Consider the following 19,045-nt stretch of genomic DNA (forward strand, 5'->3'; position numbering starts at 1 on the left):
AACGAAACATACGCAATTCAGGTGAAGTATCATGAAAAAGATCGGTTTTCTGTCTTTCGGTCACTGGAGCCCCGGCGCGCATTCGCAGGCCCGTACCGCGAAAGACGTGCTGCAGCAATCCATCGAACTTGCCGTTGCCGCCGAAGAAATCGGTGTCGATGGTGCCTATTTCCGTGTCCACCACTTTGCCCGCCAACTCGCCTCGCCCTTTCCGCTGTTGGCCGCCGTCGGTGCCAGAACGAAGACGATCGAGATCGGCACCGGCGTCATCGACATGCGCTACGAAAATCCGCTCTACATGGCGGAAGATGCCGGTTCCGCCGACCTTATTTCCAACGGACGCCTACAACTGGGCCTCAGCCGTGGCTCGCCGGAACAGGTGATCGATGGCTGGCGGTATTTCGGTTACCAGCCGAAAGAGGGTTCAAGCGACGCCGATATGGGCCGCAACAGCACGGAAGTCTTTCTGGAAGTGCTGAAGGGTGAAGGCTTTGCTGAGCCGAACCCGCATCCGATGTTCCCTAACCCGCCCGGCAAGCTTCGCCTTGAACCGCATTCGGAAGGTCTGCGCGACCGCATCTGGTGGGGCGCTGGCTCCAATGCAACTGCCATCTGGGCTGGCAAGCTGGGCATGAACCTGCAAAGCTCGACCTTGAAGGACGACGAAACCGGCGAGCCGTTTCATGTGCAGCAGGCAGCGCAAATTCGCGCCTATCGCCAGGCATGGAAGGAAGCTGGCCACAGCCGCCAGCCCCGCGTTTCCGTTAGCCGCAGCATCTTTGCGCTGACAGATGACCGCGACCGCGCCTATTTTGGCAGCGGAGCCAAGGAAAGCGACAGCATCGGTCATCTGGATGCCAACACCCGCGCTATCTTTGGGCGCTCTTATGCGGCAGAGCCGGACGTTCTGATCAAGGAACTGGCACAGGATGAGGCCATTGCCGAAGCCGATACGCTGTTGTTGACGATCCCGAACCAGTTGGGTGTCAACTACAATGTCCACGTCCTTGATTCCATTTTGAAATATGTCGCACCGGAACTCGGCTGGCGATAATAAAAAGGTCCACGGCATCGTGCGATGCCGTGGACTTGAGACCTTATTCGGCAACGTCCATCACGAGGCCTTTCGTCAGCTCCAGCGCCTGCTGCTCGAACAGGCCGCGATAGATGCCGCCCTTCTTCTGGATGAGGCTGACATGCGTGCCCTCTTCCGCAATCGTGCCGTGGCTGAACACTAGGAGACGGTCGAGCGAGCGGACGGTTGAGAGACGGTGTGCCACGACCAGCGTCGTGCGCCCCTGCATCAACCGTTCCATCGCATGCTGGATCAGCATTTCAGATTCCGAATCCAGGCTGGACGTCGCTTCATCGAGAATGAGCACGGGCGCATCTGCCAGAAACGCCCGGGCAATGGCGATACGCTGACGCTCTCCACCCGAAAGTTTCACGCCACGTTCACCCACCAGCGTGCCATAACCCTTCGGCAGGGCGGTGATGAAGCCGTGCGCGCTGGCAAGCTTCGCCGCATTCTCGATTTCGCTCTGCGTGGCGTTTGGCCTTGCATAGGCAATGTTTTCCGCCAGCGACCGGTGAAACAGGATCGGTTCCTGCTGCACGATGGCAATCTGCTGGCGCAGCGACGCCTGCGACACCTGCGAAATATCCTGCCCATCAATGCGGATAGAGCCGTGGCTGACATCATGCAGCCGCTGGATCAACTTGATGAAGGTCGTCTTGCCCGAACCGGAATGGCCGACAAGTCCCACCCGCTCACCCGGTTTGATGGTGACGGAAAAATCCTTGTAAAGCGGCGCGAGATGTTTGCCGTAATGGAAGCTCACCCGGTCGAACTCGATTTTTCCTTCATTGATGACAAGCGTCTTTGCGTTTGGCACATCGTCAATGCCAAGCGGCTGCGAATGGATGGAGACGAGCTCCTCCATATCGTTCACCGACCGCTGCAGGTTGCGGATATGCATGCCGATTTCGCGCAGGTAGCCTTGCAGGATGAAAAACGCCGTTAGAACGAAGGTGATATCACCCGCGTTGGCTTTGCCGCTGGCCCAGAGCAACAGCGCAAGGCCGACCACGCCTGCCCGCATGATGCTGAGCAGGCCAGCCTGCAACGTGCCGTTGATGGTGCCGCGCGTCCAAGTCCGCCGTGTCCGGTCCTGCCACTTGCCCATGACGCGCGTCAGCCGGCTGTCTTCCCGCTCTTCCGCGCCGAAGGCTTTCACCACGGCATTGCAGGTCACGGCATCGGCCAGGGAGCCGCCGAGCTTGGTATCCCAGGCGTTGGCAAGACTTGCCATGGGCGCGACATAGCCAAGCGCCATGCACACCGTGATGGCGACGAAAAGCAAGGAGCCCAGCCCGACAAGTAGGCCCATCATCGGCCAGTACCACGTCATCAGAACAGTCGATCCGATGAGCATAATGACCGACGGAAACAGCGCGACGAACACCGTGTCGTTCAACAGATCCAGCGCCCACATGCCGCGCGTGACCTTGCGAACCGTCGAGCCGGCAAAGCTGTTGGCATGCCAATCCGAAGAGAAACGCTGGATGCGGTGAAACGAATCCGCAGCGATATCCGTCATGGACCGCAGCGTGAAACTGATGATCGTCATGAAGGTGGCGTGCCGCAAAATGACGGCCAACACGGCAAGACCCATGAGCCAACAGAATGCAGTGAGCGCATTGTTCCAGACGATGGGATCGCTGGCCGTGCCGGAGACCACGGCATCCACGAGATGACCGGCAAACATTGGCGTCAACACATCGGCGAGCGTGGAAAACAGCACGGCGCACAGCATGAAAGCCACACGACCGGGTTGTTGCCGCCAATGCGCCCAACAGAAACGAAAAACGCTGCGAAACGCCTGACTTCGGCGCATTTTCAAACCAAAAGACATGAACAGCATCCGGCTGGCAGCCGGTCCCATAAAAGAAGGAAAAACGGAATCCGCGCTGGATTGATGCGCGAAATAATTTGGGGAAAAACAAGAAAGAGCTAGCTCAGCCAGCTATTGTGTTGCGATCTCTTGATGAGAAGAGAGGCTGGGCCTCAGCCGTGATTGGCTGATGCCACCGGGGAGTTAGAAAAATATGCCATCAAATACCTCCCTCGTTAACGTTGATGGGGACATCGTATGCATCTTAAATCAAAAGACCAGCCCATTTTTTATTCAGATGCAACTAAACCTCTGGCTGCGGCAGAGTTGCCACAGGTAGCGCCGACGGTGGCGGTATGGGCCGGCACGCCCCTCCCCATTTCCGCGTAAAAAACTGGCATTGCAAAGTCATTGTCCCCATATGCCAAAAGAAGAATTTTTCTCCTCTCCATCGCGCCTTTTGTGGATGATTATTTGGCGACTTTGCACGCGCGACAAGAGAAAATCAGATTCTAACCTTATGCTTGGAGCATGCCATGACGTTGCGTATCAACCAGACCGCCCCGGATTTTACCGCCGATACAACCCAGGGGTCGATCAGCTTTCATGAGTGGATCGGCGATAGCTGGGCTGTCCTGTTTTCTCACCCCAAGAACTTCACGCCGGTCTGCACCACGGAACTGGGCGCGATGGCGGGCCTCGATGGCGAGTTCAAGAAGCGCAATGTGAAGGTCATCGGCATTTCGGTCGATCCGGTGGAAAGCCACTCCAAGTGGAAGCAGGACATCCAGACCGCAACCGGCTTCGAGGTTGCCTATCCGCTGATCGGCGACAAGGACCTCAAGGTCGCAAAGCTCTACGACATGCTGCCGGATGATGCGGGCGAAAGCTCCGAAGGCCGTACGCCTGCCGATAACGCGACCGTTCGCTCCGTCTACGTCATCGGCCCCGACAAGAAGATCAAGCTGATCCTCACCTACCCGATGACCACAGGCCGCAACTTCGATGAAATCCTGCGCACAATCGACTCGATCCAGCTGACCGCCAAACACCAGGTGGCGACACCGGCGAACTGGAAGCAGGGCGAGGACGTGATTATTACGGCTGCGGTTTCGAATGAGGATGCGATTACGCGGTTTGGTTCGTTTGATACGGTGTTGCCGTATTTGCGCAAGACGAAGCAGCCGCAGGGTTGATGTCTCGGGGCGCACTCTGTTCTGCTTTGGTGGGCGACGTCTGACGCACGTTCGCCAAGCGGCAGTGTTGCGCCCTATTCTCCACTCGGGGTGATCTAGTGGGTTCACCACACCCTCCGTCCTCATGCTGAGGTGGCGCGCAGCGCCCTCGAAGCATCCTGCCGCGTACTCCTTGGCCCGCAACCCTCGTCCTTCGAGGCTGCGGCTTCGCCTCCGCACCTCTCCTTCGACGGGCTCAGGATGATGGATGAGGGTTGCTGTGGTGTGCGTTATTCTCCACTCCACTTGATGTAGTCGGCTAACCACACCCTCCGTCCTCATGCATCATCCTGAGCCTGTCGAAGGAGAGGTGGCGCGCAACGCCCTCGAAGCATCCTGCCGCGTACTCCTTGGCCCGCAACCCCCGTCCTTCTAGGCTGCGGCTTCGCCTCCGCGCCTCAGGATGAGGGTTGCTACCGTTGCGCCCTATTCTTCATTCCACTTGATGCCGTCAGCTCACCACACCCTCCCCTCATGCTGAGGTGCTTTGACCGAAGGGCAAAGCCTCGAAGCATCTGCCGCGCACTCTGCCCCCAAGTCCGCAACCCTCGTCCTTCGAGGCCCCTGCGGGGCACCTCAGGATGAGGGTTGCTGCCGTTGCATCCGGCATCTACCGTTGCCTGAGGCAAAACAATTGCCCTCAGCCACACCTGCCCTCACTGATCCCCTCACTATCAAAAATCCCGGCCACCGCTTACGCAAGCTTCGCCGTTCACGCGGCAGCATCTGCCCGTGTCATGCTTCATTCTCAGGTCCCATAACCATTCGCAGCCATGGATAGTCGGACGGGGCGCTGCAAGCTGCCTCGTTGGGTAGTACAATAATGGCACCTCACAGCGCCCCGTTCAGCTCTTTTGGCCAAACAGCAATCCACTTGCCACGGCTGGCAGAACCCGGACGGCGAAGGGGGAAACCTTGCCGGAGAACCGGTCGGACATAGTCAAGGTCCGACCCTTCCCATCCGGGTGGCGATGGCCTGTTGCCAGATCATCGCCCCGCCAGTTCAGCCACATCTGCCTTCGATTTGCTCCCGCGCCGATAATCTAGGGGCGGAAGGATCGATCCGTTTTTCGCAAGCTCTGCACCCGCCAGCCCCGGCCAAGTGCGCCCCTTGCGATCCGTCCGCACCATCTCTGGTGCGGGGCAGATGCAGCGTGTTCCTGTGTACCGCCTGACTTTCGCTTCAATCCCCATAGTCGCATTCGACCAGAGGACGATGAGCTGTCGGTACACCCGGCGACTAGGTCGGGCATCGGGAGAATGACACCGGTCGGTCCGAAACCGGTGTCACGCTCCTCCCGTTGCCGCCGGGGAGATTGCTGCTCGACCCCGGGAGCGAAAGGTTTGCGTCACCCTTTCAACCCCAGCGCCGGTCCCGCCTCGCCGCAACGCCTTGCGGTGTATCCGAGGGCGGAACGGGGAGATTGTGCGGGTGATTCGCGCGCTGTGGAGAAAAGTGCGGGAGGTTTTTTGAGGATTTTGCGGGTTTTTGGGTAAGGTATTGATTTGGTTGGGGAGTATTTTTAGTGGAGAGGTTGGAGGGTGCCGCTCACCCCCCTCTGCCCTGCCGGGCATCTCCCCCTCAGGTGGGGAGATTGGCTGGGCGCGCCGCCGTCACTTTATTCTCGACCGCTAAGAATGCCAAAAGGTCGCCACGAGCCGATCTCCCCCCTTGAGGGGGAGATGCCTGGCAAGGCAGAGGGGGGTAAGCCCCACCCAGCAACTTCACCCATTATCCCGCTTGAATATCCAATCATGATCCGGGTGGTTCTGGAAGCGCCATTTGCGCATCGGCCCCGCCATCACGTTGAGATAATACATCTCATATCCGTATGGCGCACCGCAGGGATGGTGCCCCTTGGGTACCAGCACGACATCGCCATCGGAAACCGCCATGGTTTCATCCAGCGATCCATCTTCCGTAAAGACACGCTGGAAGCCGAAGCCCTGGGCGGGGTTAAGGCGGTGGTAGTAGGTTTCTTCCAGATAGGTCATGTCGGGGAAATTGTCCTCGTCATGCCGGTGGGGCGGGTAGGATGACCAGTGGCCGGATGGGGTGAAGACTTCCGTGACGAGCAGACTATCGGCCACATCGCGGTCTTCCATGGCAATCGGGAAAATGTAGCGGGTGTTGGCACCCTTGCCGCGTTCGCTGAGCGAAATGCCGGTGGGACCGATGATCTGCGCCTCCCTGCCCGGCTTGGCGGGTGCTGTGCAGACGCCGATGGTGCAATCGCTCGTGGCTTTGACCGACCACGAGGAACCGGCGGGAATATAGACGCAATGCGGCGGTTTGCGCTCGAACACGTTCATGCGGTCGCCGAGTTCGCCGAAGTTCTTGTCTTCGGATGACACTTCCGCTTTGCCTTCGACCAGCACAAGAATGACTTCCGTGTCGCCGGTTTCCTCGGCAGCGGTCTCACCCGGTTTCAGTCGATAGAGACCAAAGCCGACATAGCCCCATTCAGCACTTTGTGGTGTGATGTCGTGGACCTTGCCGGTTTTTCCGGTTGGCTTGCGAAGCAGATTGGCCATCGTCGTCTCCTTTGATCAGGCTTTATCCAGCCCGGCTTGCCTGGCGAAGTCCCGCAGGGATTTCAGACCGAGGCTTTGATATTCGAAGGGATTGCGCACATCCGGGTCCTGCTCGGCCTCGATCACCAGCCAGCCGCTGTAGCCATGTTCGGCGGCAATTTTCAGCACGGGTGGAAAATCGACGCCACCGTCCGTATCGCCGGGAACGGTGAAGACGCCGCGACGTACGCCTTCCAAGAACGAAAGCTTTTCGCTGCGCACTTGGGCTGCAATATCAGGTCGAACGTTTTTCGCGTGGATGTGGCCGACGCGCGCCATGTGCTTGCGGGCGAGACGTGCGGGATCACCGCCGCCAAATAGCGTGTGGCCAGTGTCCAGCAGCAGCTTGGTATGCGGCCCAGTATTTTCCATCAGACGGTCGATTTCGTCTTCGCTTTCGATGATGGTGCCCATGTGGTGGTGGTAGACGAGTGCGATGCCCTGCTCCGCAGCGAATGCCGCCAGTGCTTCCACGCCTTCACCAAAGTTTTTCCAGTCGGCATCGGCAAGCTTGGGGCGGTCATTGACCGGCTTTCCATCATCCCCGTGGATCGCGTTGGAGGTTTCGCAGACGATGATGACCTTGGAGCCCATCGCTTTCAGAAGATCGAGCGCAGACTGCATGGCGGCCTTTTCGTCTTCGATGGAGTTGGTCAGCAGGTTGAGCGAATGCCAGCCGGAGACGAAGCGCAGATTGCGGGGCTCCAGCACAGCTTTCAGCGCCGCGGGCTCCTGCGGGAACTTGTGACCCTTTTCGATACCGTCGAAACCGATTTTAGAGGTTTCATCCAGGCATTGTTCGAGGCTGATATGGGCGCCCAGCGTGCGGTCGTCGTCATTGCTCCAGGCAATGGGGTTGGTGCCGTAAAGGATCATCTCACTGTCTTTCCTTCAACGCGGCTTCGTAAGCGGCGCGTGCATTGTTGACTTCTTTCCGCTGCGAAACCTCCGGCACCGCCACATCCCACCAGTAACCACCGGCATCCGGTGTCGGATATGGGTCCGTATCGATGACGATAACGGTCGTCACCGTCGCCTCGCGCGCGGCATTCAGTGCGGTTTCGAGTTCCGCAATCGAAGAGACCTTGTGCGCATCCGCGCCCATGCTGGCGGCGTGGGCGGTAAAATCGATGGCGATGGGGTTGGTGTGGTTGGTGTGGGCGTAGAGATTGTTGAACTCCGCGCCGCCGGTGCCCATTTGCAGCCGGTTGATGCAGCCGTAACCCCTGTTGTCGGTGATGACGAGGGTGATTTTCACGCCCATGGCGACGGCGGTGGCGAGCTCGGAATTCATCATCATATAGGAGCCATCGCCAACCATGACGATCACGTCGCGATGCGGCTCAGCCATCTTGATGCCGAGGCCACCGGCAATCTCGTAACCCATGCAGGAGAAACCGTACTCCATGTGGTAGGAGAGCGGCAGCTTGGCTTTCCACAACTGATGCAACTCGCCAGGCATGGTGCCAGCCGCGCACATAACGACGGTATTGTCGCGCGATGCGCGCTGCACAGCGCCGATGACCTGCATGTCGGTTGGAAGGCTGTTGGCTTCGGTTGGCGCTGCGGTGACGGCGTCCGCCTTTGCGAACCATTGCTGTTTCAAGGCAGTGTCGGGTGCCTTAAAACGGTGGTTGCCCAAGGCGTTCGACAGTTTTTCCAATCCAACTTTTGCATCCGCCGTCAGGCTGATGGCATTGTGTTTGACGCTGTCATAGGGCTGGACGTTCAGCGCCAGCAGCTTACGATCCGGGTTCTTGAACAGCGCCCAGGAGCCGGTGGTGAAATCCTGAAAACGGGTGCCGATGCCAAAAACGAGATCGGTTTTTGCGGCGATGGCATTGGCGCTATCTGCACCGGTCACGCCGATAGGGCCGAAGTTCAGGTCGTGGTCCCAGGCGAGCGCTGACTTGCCCGCCTGCGTTTCGATGACGGGAATGGCGTGCGTTTCGGCAAAGCGTTTCAGCGTTTCCGTTGCGCCGGAGAAGTGAACACCGCCACCGGCGACAATGACCGGATTTTTGGCGGCTTTCAGAGCGGCGACGGCTTCTTCAAACTCTGCAACATCGGGCTCGGGACGGCGTTGACGCCAGACTTTTTTCTCAAAGAAACTGGCAGGGTAGTCATAGGCTTCCGCCTGGACATCCTGACAAAAGGCGAGCGTCACCGGGCCGCAATCGGCGGGGTCGGTCATGGTACGCATGGCGCGTGGCAGGGCGGTCAGAAGCTGTTCGGGGCGCGTGATGCGGTCGAAATAGCGGCTGACGGGCTTGAAGCAATCATTGGCGGAAACGGTGCCGTCACCGAAATCCTCGATCTGCTGTAACACCGGATCGGGCCCGCGATTGGCGAAGACATCGCCGGGGATGAGCAGAACCGGCAAACGGTTGACATGGGCCAGTGCGGCTGCCGTCACCATGTTGGTCGCACCGGGGCCGATGGAGGATGTAACCGCCATGGCGCGGCGGCGGCCAAGCTGCTTGGCGTAGGCAATGGCGGCGTGGGCCATGGATTGCTCGTTCTGGCCGCGATAGGTCTTCAGCTCATCGCGAATGCCGTAGAGCGCTTCACCGATACCGGCGACATTACCGTGGCCGAAAATAGCCCAGACACCGGCGATATAGGTCTCGCCAGCTTCGTTCATCTGCGTGGCCAGATAGCGCATCATCGCCTGCGCTGCCGTCAATCGTAGTGTCGTCACGCTGCTTCTCCCTTGTTTCCCGCGGCGCGCGCCTCATCCCAGATGCGGCAAAGCGCGCTGTAGCGCTCCGCCATCTGGCCGACGGCCTCCACATCGTTCATCTTGCCCGAAAGCCATGCACGGCCAGCATCGGCAAAAATCGTTCGGCCAACGGCAAAGCCTTTGACGAGATCGAAGCCTGCTGCCAGACGGAAACTCTCCTCAAGCTCCGCCTGCGGTGCATCCAGCCCCAGCACCACGATGCCGCGCACGTAAGCGTCGTTGCGCTGCACCGCATCGGTCGCATTTTTCCATGCTGCCTCGCTTTTCATCGGCTCCAGCTTCCACCAGTCGGGGTAGACGCCGATCTCGTAGAAACGGTCAATGATCTTGGCCGTCGTCGTGTCATCCACAGGTCCGACTTTGGACGGAATGACTTCCAGCAGCAGTTCCAGCCGGTTGCGGCGGGCGGCCTGGAAGAGGCGAAGCACCGTGTCTTCCTGTTCCCTGCGCAGATCGGCTGCATCATCTGGGTGATAGAAGCAGAGAACCTTGACGACATTGTTGGCTGGCCATTCGTTCAGCCCGCCGAAATCGAGGCCGAGTTCGGGCTCCAATGTCAGGGGACGAGAGCCCGGCCATTCCACGGGGCGGCCGATCCAGAGGTTCGTGCCGCTCGCCTCGTAAAGCGCATCGCGGCCCAAGCGGCTGTCGCAGAGAATGCCGTACCCGGCTTCGCCGCCGGACACCTGAAGAGCTGCTTGCAGGCAAAGCTTCTTGAACTCGCCAATCTTGTCGTGCGCAACTCCTGCCTCATCAGCCATCGCTTCCAGTTGCATGCGGTGATCGAAGGCGAAGACGCGCATGGTGTTCCAGTCACCCTTGCGGTTCGTGGCCCAGTGCACCTGCTCCAGCGCTTCATCCTTGCGCAATGCCTTGTTGTTGATGCCGGTGCGGAAGAAATATTGCAGCTCTTCCCAGCTTGGGTAAGCGGGTGTGCAGCCGTGTCGGGAGACGGCGAAGGCACCGCAGGCATTGGCGTATTTCAGGGTCGTCGGCCAGTCCTCACCGCGCAGCCAACCGCGGAACAGGCCAGCCATGAAGCCATCGCCCGCACCCAGCACGTTAAAGACTTCGATGGGGAAACCCTCGCCGGATTCGCCGTCATCGAGACTGGCTGGAATATCGCCCGGAAACACGGATGCACCCATGGGGCCGCGCTTGCAGACCAAAGTCGCTTGGGAGACCTTACGAACGGCCTTCAACGCTTCCAGGGTATCGGTAGAACCACCGGCAATGTGAAATTCCTCTTCCGTCCCGACGATGAGGTCGAACAGATGCAGGGTCGATTGCAGCTTGGTTGTCACCTTTTCGGATTCCACGAAACGACTTTCGCCATCGCCGTGGCCTGCGACACCCCAGAGGTTGGGTCGGTAATCGATATCGAGGGCTGTCTTTGCGCCGTTTTCCCGCGCGAGGTTCAACGCCTTCAACACGGCGGCTTCCGTCTTGGGGTGGGAAAGATGTGTTCCGGTGGCGCAGACGCATCCAGCATCGGCGATGAAGGCGGGATCGATATCGTCTTCGCACAAAGCCATATCGGCGCAGTTTTCGCGGTAGAAGATCAGCGGAAATTGCGACTGGTCGCGGATGCCGAGCAGCACCAGCGCCGTCAGGCGTTCGGGGTCGGTCTTCACGCCCCTGATATCGACGCCTTCGCGCACCAACTGTTCGCGGATAAAGCGGCCCATATGCTCGTCACCCACGCGGGTGATGACGGCGGTCTTCAGACCCAGCCGCGCCCCACCGGCTGCGATATTGGTGGGCGAGCCACCGATATATTTGTTGAAGGACGACATATCCTCCAGCCGCCCGCCAACCTGCGCGCCGTAAAGATCGACCGATGAACGGCCAATGGTAATCAGATCAAGCTTTTTCACGACCGTCCTCCCTCGCTGTGACGCGAATCCTGCATCTGGAATGACACTCCACTATCATTCCATTTCAGGTTATTTTTGGACTATAAATTCCATTTTCTCCATTTTCAACATAAATATTCAATTTTGGCGGTGCGTGCCGACACCGACAGCCAGTGCGATTGCAACACACAAAGTGGCCGAAAGCGAGCGGAACGCGCCGAAATCCACCTCTGATACTGCAAGGATCGTCGCACCCAACTTGCGCATCGGGCTGACCGCCGTATCGGTCATGGCAATCACCGGAATCTGACGCGCGAGGCTTGATGATACGACGTCCATCGTCTCTACCGAGTAGGGCGAAAACGTGATGGCCAGCACCACATCGCCAGACCGTATGGCGCTCTCATTGTGCAGTTGCCCGACCGATGCGTGCAGCATGGCGGGAACGCCCATTTTTTCGAACGCGTATGCCAGATAGCTGGCGACAGCAAAGGAACGGCGTAGGCCGATGATGTGGATGGTGCTGGCTTGCGACAGAACCCGGATGGCGGTTTCGAACTCCTGCGGATCAACGGTTTTCAGCACGTTTTCGAGCGAGGCACGACCGGCATCCACGAACTCGGCCAGAAGCAGCGCGCCGCCGTCTTCACCATTGTCCCGCAGGTTGCTAAGCCGCGTCGTATAATCCGGCCAGCCGCCGGTATAGTGTTCGCGAAACAGACGCTGCATGTCTGAAAAGCCGGAAAAGCCCATAATCTGGCTGAAGCGCATAATGGCAGATGGCTGGACGCCTGCGCCTTCCGCCAGTTCGGCCACAGTTGAAACTGCGATGCGGTCGGCATGGGAGGCGACGTAGTCGGCGCATTGTCGCAGACGTTTGGGCAGACTGCCGGTTATCTCCAGCAATCGTTCCCGAAAGGCTTCAACCGTTGTCGGGGCCGCATCTGCGCTCATGATATCTCCCTCATTTTTCTATCCAACCCGCAATATGGAATATCCATTCCAAAATATTTCACAAGGTTTCCATGGCGATTCATCTGGTGACAGTGAGGGCCCGGCGTGGCATAGGGACGCCAAACCTCCAGCTTATCGGTTATTCCCAATGATCCGCATCGAAAACATCAGCAAATCCGCCAGCCACCGTATCCTCTTCATCGAGGCGTCTGCGGCGCTCAACCGTGGTGAAAAGGTTGGACTTGTGGGCCCCAATGGCGCGGGCAAGACGACGCTGTTTCGGATGATCACCGGTCAAGAGCAGCCGGATGAAGGCCAGGTAGCATCAGACAAGCATGTCTCCATTGGCTACTTCAACCAAGATGTCGGCGAAATGGCAGGCCGCAGCGCGGTTGCCGAAGCCATGGAAGGTGCAGGCCCTGTCAGCGCGGTTGCGACCGAGCTTCGCGAGTTGGAAGCACGGATGGTCGATCCTGATCAACTCGACCAGATGGATGAAATCATCGAGCGTTACGGCGAGGTGCAGGCGCGTTACGAGGAACTGGACGGCTACTCTCTGGAAGGACGCGCCCGCGAGGTTCTGGCGGGACTGAGTTTCAGCCAGGAGATGATGGATGGCGATGTCGGCGAGCTTTCGGGTGGCTGGAAGATGCGCGTGGCGCTGGCCCGCATTCTTCTGATGCGGCCCGACGTGATGCTGCTGGACGAACCAAGCAACCACTTGGATATCGAAAGCCTCATCTGGCTTGAGAACTTCCTGAAGACCTATGACGGCGCGCTTTTGATGACCTCGCATGACCGCGAGTTCATGAACCGCATCGTCAACAAGATCATCGAAATCGATGCCGGTTCGCTCACCAGCTATACCGGCGATTACGGCTTTTACGAACAGCAGCGTGCCCAGAACGAAAAGCAGCAGCAGGCGCAGTTCGAGCGGCAGCAGGCAATGCTGGCCAAGGAAATCAAGTTCATCGAACGCTTCAAGGCCCGCGCCTCACATGCATCGCAGGTCCAGAGCCGTGTGAAGAAGCTGGAAAAGATCGACCGCGTCGAGCCGCCCAAACGCAGGCAGACGGTGGCCTTCGATTTCCAGACGCCACCACGCTCCGGCGAAGACGTTGTGTCCTTGAAGCAGGTGCACAAGGCCTATGGTCAGCGCACGATCTATGAAGGTCTCGACTTCATGATCCGTCGCAAGGAGCGCTGGTGCATTATGGGTGTCAACGGCGCTGGAAAATCCACCCTTCTCAAGCTGATTGCGGGCACGGCTGAGCCGGATGTCGGCAGCGTCAATGTCGGTGCCAGCGTCAAGCTAGGTTATTTCGCCCAGCACTCGATGGATTTGCTGGATGGCGATGCCACAATCCTGCAATGGTTGGAGCAACGTTTCCCGAAAGCGGGACAGGCTCCATTGCGGGCGCTTTCCGGCTGCTTCGGTTTTTCAGGCGATGACGTTGAAAAGAAATGCCGGGTTCTATCAGGCGGTGAAAAAGCGCGCCTCGTCATGGCGGCCATGCTGTTCGATCCGCCGAACTTTCTCGTTCTGGACGAACCGACCAACCACCTTGACCTCGACACCAAGGAAATGCTGATCAAGGCTCTTAGCGAATATGAAGGCACCATGCTCTTCGTCTCACACGACCGCCATTTTCTCGCAGCACTGTCCAATCGCGTTCTGGAGCTGACGCCCGAGGGTATCCATCAATATGGCGGTGGTTATGTCGAATATGTCGAGCGGACTGGTGCGGAAGCACCGGGACTGATGAAGGCATAAAAAATGCGGCCTCCAGGGCCGCATTTTGAGTTTGGTAAAGCGCTGGCACTCTAGTTGAGTGTTTCCCAGTTGCTTCGCACATCTGACGCCGATCTGCTGAGATGCACGTGTGCATCTACATGGTCGACCCAGTCCAACGGGATCAGATGGTGTTTGCCATCGTCGGAATCGGTTCTGGTCAACTTGATCCGGGTCTGGCCTTCCATATGATCGACGGTGCCTACATGGCTACCATCTGCGGAACGCACTTCCATGTGCTCGCGAATTTTGTCTTCAGAAATCATTTCTGTTTCCTCCGTTGTTTCTTCGATCTGCAAGGAGGAAATGAGAATGAGCCGATTTCGTTCCAGCTTTTATATGCGTATCTGTCAGCACCAGTTTCTAGAACAGGGCGTCCGCAAACAGATCATCATCCTCGGCGGCGGCAGATTGGCTTGCAAACGAACTGGATGTTGCCGTGCTGGCGGGCAGGAAACGAAGGTGAATATCGCGCTCCTGAGCCATGGTGTAAAGCTTGAAAACCTGGGAGCTGAAAGGGCTGATCTTGTCGGCAAATCCGGAAACATCGGCATTGAAGCCTTGCGACAATTGCGCAGCAATCTGACAGCATTCGTTGAACGTGTTGCCAAGCTCGCTTTGGAAGTCGAGTGAAACCACCGCAGAGCTGATGCGGCTGAACACGGCCTGGCCTTCCTCGGCAAGTGCGTCGATGCCGCTTTCCATCTGCGTCTTGGCAAGGCGCACGGTTTCCAACGCTTCATTCAAAGGTGACGCGAGATCCGCGGAAAGCCCGCGTCCCTCCTGAGCCAGTTGCTGCGTCGTTGTTTCAACCCGATGCAGTTCTTCAACGATAGCGTCGGCGGGCGTTTCCAACTTGCCTGCGAACAGGCGCATTTCACCGCTGACGACATTGACGGAACGGCCGGCATCGCCAAGTTTCGAGCAACGCAGATTGGAGTTGAGCGCCATGTAATGGATATCGATTTTGATGGAGCGGAGAACTTCGATCCCGCGCGACAGCTCTTGCGCGCTGCTTGTGACGGACTGGACCACCTCATCGGCCTCGGCGCTGCTTTCCTGAACGCGCGCAACGAGATTGCAGGCCTCGACGATTCCCTTCTCCATCAGGGACAACACGTTCCGATCGCCATTCGATGTTCTGTCCACCAGTTCATCGCGCAGCGAAAGAATGCGCGCCGCATCATCTGCAAAGCTGGAGATACTGGTGAAGATTTTGCCGCAGTCGCGATGGAAGTCCGATGCCGTCTCATCCATATGCGCGCTGGCCAATTGAAGCACAGCTTCCTTCAGCACTTCATATTCGGCGTCGCTGAGGGCCTTGCCTTCAGGAGACGAGCCAAAGTCGTCCATCATCTGAAGCATGCTTTGAATGTGTTCGATGCGCTGGCGTGTGATATCGCCGATTTGCAGGGACGACAGCACGGAGCCGATCTTGCCCTGAATGGTCTGGGCAATTTTCTTCACCTGAGCGGCAATATCCACCATCTCTTGATGCTGCTGGGAAATGCGGGCGGAATTTTCGTTCAAACTCGTAATGATCTGGGGAATGGTGGAGTCGAAATCCGCCTTCGTGGTGGACGAAAACGATAGCGCCTTGATCAGCTGTGTTCGCATGACATCGAGGTTCTTTGCGAAACGCCCGACTTCATCGGCACCAGACTGAATGCGCTCGCGTATCTCATCTGCAAAGCCGGCAAACTCGGCAAGACCAGCGCCGGTGATTTTGACCGTGATGGCAAAGGTCTTCAAATAACGAATGGTTTCGTGAATATCATCGATGTGCTCACCCGTGGAAGCACACATATCGGCCAGCGACTTGAAGCCCGCCTGACGCCGTTCCTCCGTCTTTGGCAATTGCGCAAGGTCATTGATGGTCTTGCGTAAGCCATCAACGTTGTTCTTCGCCGTCTTGCCGTCCAGAGTTCCGGTCATTCCGTCGAGAATGCCGGTGAGGTTGCCAAGAATATCCATAACGGAAACGAGAACCGCGCCGCCATCGAGAAATCTCTTCTCGATCTTTGCATGGGCAGCCGTCAGCTTGGCGCTGAGCTCGGCCTGCTGATCAAGTTTGTAGGTCACGTTGGACTTATGCAAAGTATTCATCGTCGTTTTCCGATCTGGCGTTGTGGACTAACGCTAAGCGGATTTAGGAAACGACAGGTGAATCAAAGCGATGATCCGCAGTCAAATGCCAATTACGGTTAACAGTTGGCTACACCACCGGTTGACGGATAGGGGCGATATACAACGCCCCTGATCCGCCCGTTAATTGTGCCATTTGTTTCCCCCGCCATTCGACGCTTCATCTTTACCGAAGAACCGAGAAGCGGCCTCTGTCCGGTTGCGCACATTCATCTTCTTGTAGATGTTGCGAACATGAACCTTGACCGTGTTTTCGGACAGGTGAAGACGATCGGCGATGATCTTGTTCTGCGTACCTTTGCACAACAAATCCAGGATTTGCACTTCTCTGGTGGTGAGCGCGGAAAATTCGTTCTTGCGGGCCGCGAGCGCATCGGCACGGTTGGCAACAACGGAGCGCGTATCATAAACGGTGCTTTTGGACACTTCCGGGCCCGACGACAGCCTGCCAAGCAAGGCAGACGGAAAATGCTCGCCTCCCTTGATCAGAAGATCGACCACCGCCATGAAGACATCGAGGCGCAAATTGAGGGGAAGCACGCCATCTATGATGCGTGTGTCGACAAGTTGCTTGAGATAGGACTCGATCATATCGATGGCGTCGATGACCAGAGCGACGCGCGCAAGCGGATGTTTGGCATGAACCTCCGCCAGCAACTCACCCAGACGGGGTCCGGAGAGCTTGTAAAACAGAACGAGCTTGACCTCGCGTATCAGCCCTTCGGGTATGGATGACGACGGTCCCGCGCTCATCATCTCGCATGTGTGAAATTTTTTACCCAATGCCTCCACCAGACATTCGGAGAAGAGATCTTCATTGGCCACGACCAGTATTGTTCCACCGGACGATAAGGCCGTGTTATTATGCTGTGCGTTGATAACCCTCGATGCAACCATGAACATATACGCCTCCCTAAAGCGTTACGCAGATACTCTGATTCATGTAGGAGTGCGGTGGAATGGCAGAGAGCTTTTCGGGAGCATCTCAAACATAGCCCGCTTTATTCGTTAGTTATTTATTAATCATAAGAAATAGTACAAATAAAATGCAAAATAAATTGCCCAAATGGATTAGTCGGGCTGTAATGGCATAATAATGAGTGGTTTTTTTGGTTTACTCATGCAATTCTTGTCGCTCAGCTAAAACACACTTCAAAAAATACATTGTTCAGATGTATAAATATAATCAAGTAATTCTAGATTGCGCATATCAAGCGCGGAATTTGCAAGCTCCTCATGCCATCTGAGGACTTTCATAGGTGATATCGCCGCTTCATTCGTTCATTTGACCCCAAAAACGACTATGGGCCTTCCGGAAAAAGGGCGTAACCCATTCGATGTCGGCTCTGGACCCAGCACTGTGCTTAGTCAATGCTTAATCCCATTTAGCAGCTAGCAACCCCCGCCCAACTCGGACACATTCGGCCCCGTTGCAACAGACCGCAACCGGTTCGATCCAACATCATCCTGTGTGTTTGCGTAAGGATGTAACCGGCGAACTGACAAAACGACCAGACAGACTGAAGCATGAAATCTGCATTCGTTCGCGATTGTGGAGCTGGATGCGCATGTTCGTGACCGTGTCTTGCGCATTCCCAAAAGCAGCGGCCTGAAAATCCGGGCCAATAGCCGCAGACGAAACGTCGATGAGTACGTCTGCATGTGTGTCAATATCGGAGTGAGCGCGAGTAAAATCCCATTTAAGATGAGAGGGATTTCGAAAAGCTACTCCGAACTTTTTCGGAGGATATAGACATGGGTTACCCACAACAGCAGCCAGCAGGCGACGACATCACTAAGGTTGGCGCGCTCGCAGATGGATTTGCCAACACAGCGACCAACGACAGCAACGTGGATGACAGCAATGTCGGCGTCGCCAACGGCGGCAATCGCGACAACACCTATACCGACAACAGCCAGAACCTGGATGTCGATGCCAAGGTTCAGGTCGCGACCGACAATGGCGACAACCGCGACAACAGCTATAACTGGGACTACGACAGCAAGACATCCAGCTATAGCGACAATGACACCAATTCGAACAACAAGACCGTCAACGTGAACGACGCTGATACCTCCGTGAAAAGCGATTACGACTGGAGCTATGACAGCAAGTCCTACAGCGACAACGACACCAAGGTCATTACGAACACCCACACAGATACCGACACCAAGACGTTCAACTACTCCGATACGGATACGGATATCAAAACAACGACCGATAGCTTCAACTCGGCGTTCTCCAAGACAGATACCGATTTCTCGACGATCGAACACGTCAAGGACATCGGAAATCTGGGTGTTGCCGGCGGTGACATCGCGTTCAACCTCGGCGACGACTTCTCCTTCTCGCTCAATGTCGACAACATTCTCAACAACTCGTTGAACGGCGATGGCAACGACAGCGCATTCAGCTTGGTTCAGGCCAGCCATCTGGCTGATCAGGACACGGCCTACAATGTGAGCATGAACAACCAGGACGCCCATAACGACCTAAGCACCCAGGGCGGCGAAGCCCACGGCGCGCAGGGTATGGATATGGACGGCAAGGGTTGGGACCTCAAGGCAGGCGACGATGCGACGGGCACGAGCTCGACGAACGCCTCTTCGATCCTGGCGAACTCCGGCTACCATCTGGAACTGGTACAGGGTGCAAACCTTCTCACCAACTCCTTCGAAGGCAGCGTCATCGGCGGCGACTCGCATCATGCGGGTGAAGACGCAAGCTCCTGAGACCTCACTCTCTAGATCGAAAAGACTGCACCGGCTTGGGCCGGTGCAGTTTCCGGCTGTAGCAGCCGTAGACCCCGTTGAACGGCGATGTCGCCCGAAGCCGAAGCCCGGCTTCCTTG

General features: G+C 57.2%; 13 protein-coding genes. 4 read left to right on the forward strand and 9 right to left on the reverse strand.

Annotated elements, in window-relative coordinates:
• Positions 1-31 precede the first annotated feature (31 nt).
• Positions 32-1,054 (forward strand): LLM class flavin-dependent oxidoreductase, encoded by a 1,023-nt coding sequence (locus tag CPJ18_RS17185; RefSeq protein WP_077118164.1) that lies wholly within the window; start codon positions 32-34, stop codon positions 1,052-1,054.
• Positions 1,055-1,097: 43 nt separating this feature from the next.
• Here CPJ18_RS17185 and CPJ18_RS17190 read toward each other — a convergent pair whose 3' ends face one another.
• Entirely contained in the window at positions 1,098-2,915 is a 1,818-nt protein-coding gene (locus tag CPJ18_RS17190) for an ABC transporter ATP-binding protein (protein ID WP_077106365.1), read from the reverse strand.
• 515 nt (positions 2,916-3,430) lie between these two features.
• On the opposite strand from CPJ18_RS17190, the gene CPJ18_RS17195 reads away from it, so the two are divergent.
• A complete protein-coding gene (locus tag CPJ18_RS17195; RefSeq protein WP_077106313.1) occupies positions 3,431-4,090 on the forward strand; it encodes a peroxiredoxin in 660 nt (219 codons plus the stop codon).
• A gap of 1,764 nt (positions 4,091-5,854) precedes the next feature.
• Here CPJ18_RS17195 and iolB read toward each other — a convergent pair.
• The 5 genes from iolB to CPJ18_RS17225 all read right to left on the reverse strand — a co-directional run bounded on the left by iolB (position 5,855) and on the right by CPJ18_RS17225 (position 12,256).
• Positions 5,855-6,664, reverse strand: a complete 810-nt coding sequence (gene iolB / locus CPJ18_RS17205) for a 5-deoxy-glucuronate isomerase (RefSeq protein ID WP_077106314.1) — start codon at positions 6,662-6,664, stop codon at positions 5,855-5,857.
• Positions 6,665-6,679: 15 nt separating this feature from the next.
• Positions 6,680-7,579 carry a myo-inosose-2 dehydratase gene (gene iolE, locus CPJ18_RS17210; protein ID WP_103659477.1) on the reverse strand — a complete coding sequence of 300 codons (900 nt, stop codon included), beginning with the start codon at positions 7,577-7,579 and terminating at the stop codon, positions 6,680-6,682.
• 1 nt (position 7,580) lies between these two features.
• Positions 7,581-9,404 (reverse strand): 3D-(3,5/4)-trihydroxycyclohexane-1,2-dione acylhydrolase (decyclizing), encoded by a 1,824-nt coding sequence (gene iolD / locus CPJ18_RS17215; protein ID WP_103659478.1) that lies wholly within the window; start codon positions 9,402-9,404, stop codon positions 7,581-7,583.
• The gene (locus CPJ18_RS17220; protein ID WP_077106317.1) at positions 9,401-11,323 is read right to left on the reverse strand and encodes a bifunctional 5-dehydro-2-deoxygluconokinase/5-dehydro-2-deoxyphosphogluconate aldolase; all 1,923 of its coding nucleotides are present in this window, start codon (positions 11,321-11,323) and stop codon (positions 9,401-9,403) included. The genes iolD and CPJ18_RS17220 overlap by 4 nt, the downstream gene beginning before the upstream one ends.
• Before the next feature lie 117 nt (positions 11,324-11,440).
• Positions 11,441-12,256: a MurR/RpiR family transcriptional regulator gene (locus tag CPJ18_RS17225; protein ID WP_103585894.1), complete on the reverse strand. Its 816-nt coding sequence runs from the start codon at positions 12,254-12,256 to the stop codon at positions 11,441-11,443.
• A gap of 148 nt (positions 12,257-12,404) precedes the next feature.
• On the opposite strand from CPJ18_RS17225, the gene CPJ18_RS17230 reads away from it, so the two are divergent.
• Positions 12,405-14,030, forward strand: a complete 1,626-nt coding sequence (locus CPJ18_RS17230) for an ABC-F family ATP-binding cassette domain-containing protein (RefSeq protein WP_077106319.1) — start codon at positions 12,405-12,407, stop codon at positions 14,028-14,030.
• 50 nt (positions 14,031-14,080) lie between these two features.
• On the opposite strand, the gene CPJ18_RS17235 is transcribed toward CPJ18_RS17230, so the two are convergent.
• The 3 genes from CPJ18_RS17235 to CPJ18_RS17245 form a co-directional block, all read right to left on the reverse strand.
• Positions 14,081-14,314 (reverse strand): DUF2171 domain-containing protein, encoded by a 234-nt coding sequence (locus CPJ18_RS17235; protein WP_103586312.1) that lies wholly within the window; start codon positions 14,312-14,314, stop codon positions 14,081-14,083.
• 97 nt (positions 14,315-14,411) lie between these two features.
• A complete protein-coding gene (locus CPJ18_RS17240; protein ID WP_077106320.1) occupies positions 14,412-16,154 on the reverse strand; it encodes a methyl-accepting chemotaxis protein in 1,743 nt (580 codons plus the stop codon).
• Positions 16,155-16,316: 162 nt separating this feature from the next.
• Positions 16,317-17,096, reverse strand: a complete 780-nt coding sequence (locus tag CPJ18_RS17245) for a LuxR family transcriptional regulator (RefSeq protein ID WP_077106321.1) — start codon at positions 17,094-17,096, stop codon at positions 16,317-16,319.
• Between the two features lie 852 nt (positions 17,097-17,948).
• On the opposite strand from CPJ18_RS17245, the gene CPJ18_RS17250 reads away from it, so the two are divergent.
• A complete protein-coding gene (locus CPJ18_RS17250) occupies positions 17,949-18,926 on the forward strand; it encodes a fibrinogen-binding protein (protein ID WP_077106322.1) in 978 nt (325 codons plus the stop codon).
• Positions 18,927-19,045: the final 119 nt, after the last annotated feature.

Source organism: Agrobacterium rosae, from assembly GCF_002915175.1.
GTDB lineage: Bacteria > Pseudomonadota > Alphaproteobacteria > Rhizobiales > Rhizobiaceae > Agrobacterium > Agrobacterium rosae.

Excerpts from the sequence above, each read along its gene's own strand:
- iolE (WP_103659477.1), bottom strand. The coding sequence starts at position 7,579 with ATGATCCTTTACGGCACCAACCCCATTGCCTGGAGCAATGACGACGAC.
- CPJ18_RS17225 (WP_103585894.1), bottom strand. The coding sequence starts at position 12,256 with ATGAGCGCAGATGCGGCCCCGACAACGGTTGAAGCCTTTCGGGAACGA.
- CPJ18_RS17235 (WP_103586312.1), bottom strand. The coding sequence starts at position 14,314 with ATGATTTCTGAAGACAAAATTCGCGAGCACATGGAAGTGCGTTCCGCA.
- CPJ18_RS17245 (WP_077106321.1), bottom strand. The coding sequence starts at position 17,096 with ATGTTCATGGTTGCATCGAGGGTTATCAACGCACAGCATAATAACACG.
- CPJ18_RS17185 (WP_077118164.1), top strand. The coding sequence starts at position 32 with ATGAAAAAGATCGGTTTTCTGTCTTTCGGTCACTGGAGCCCCGGCGCG.
- CPJ18_RS17190 (WP_077106365.1), bottom strand. The coding sequence starts at position 2,915 with ATGTCTTTTGGTTTGAAAATGCGCCGAAGTCAGGCGTTTCGCAGCGTT.
- CPJ18_RS17195 (WP_077106313.1), top strand. The coding sequence starts at position 3,431 with ATGACGTTGCGTATCAACCAGACCGCCCCGGATTTTACCGCCGATACA.
- CPJ18_RS17240 (WP_077106320.1), bottom strand. The coding sequence starts at position 16,154 with ATGAATACTTTGCATAAGTCCAACGTGACCTACAAACTTGATCAGCAG.
- iolB (WP_077106314.1), bottom strand. The coding sequence starts at position 6,664 with ATGGCCAATCTGCTTCGCAAGCCAACCGGAAAAACCGGCAAGGTCCAC.
- CPJ18_RS17250 (WP_077106322.1), top strand. The coding sequence starts at position 17,949 with ATGGGTTACCCACAACAGCAGCCAGCAGGCGACGACATCACTAAGGTT.
- CPJ18_RS17230 (WP_077106319.1), top strand. The coding sequence starts at position 12,405 with ATGATCCGCATCGAAAACATCAGCAAATCCGCCAGCCACCGTATCCTC.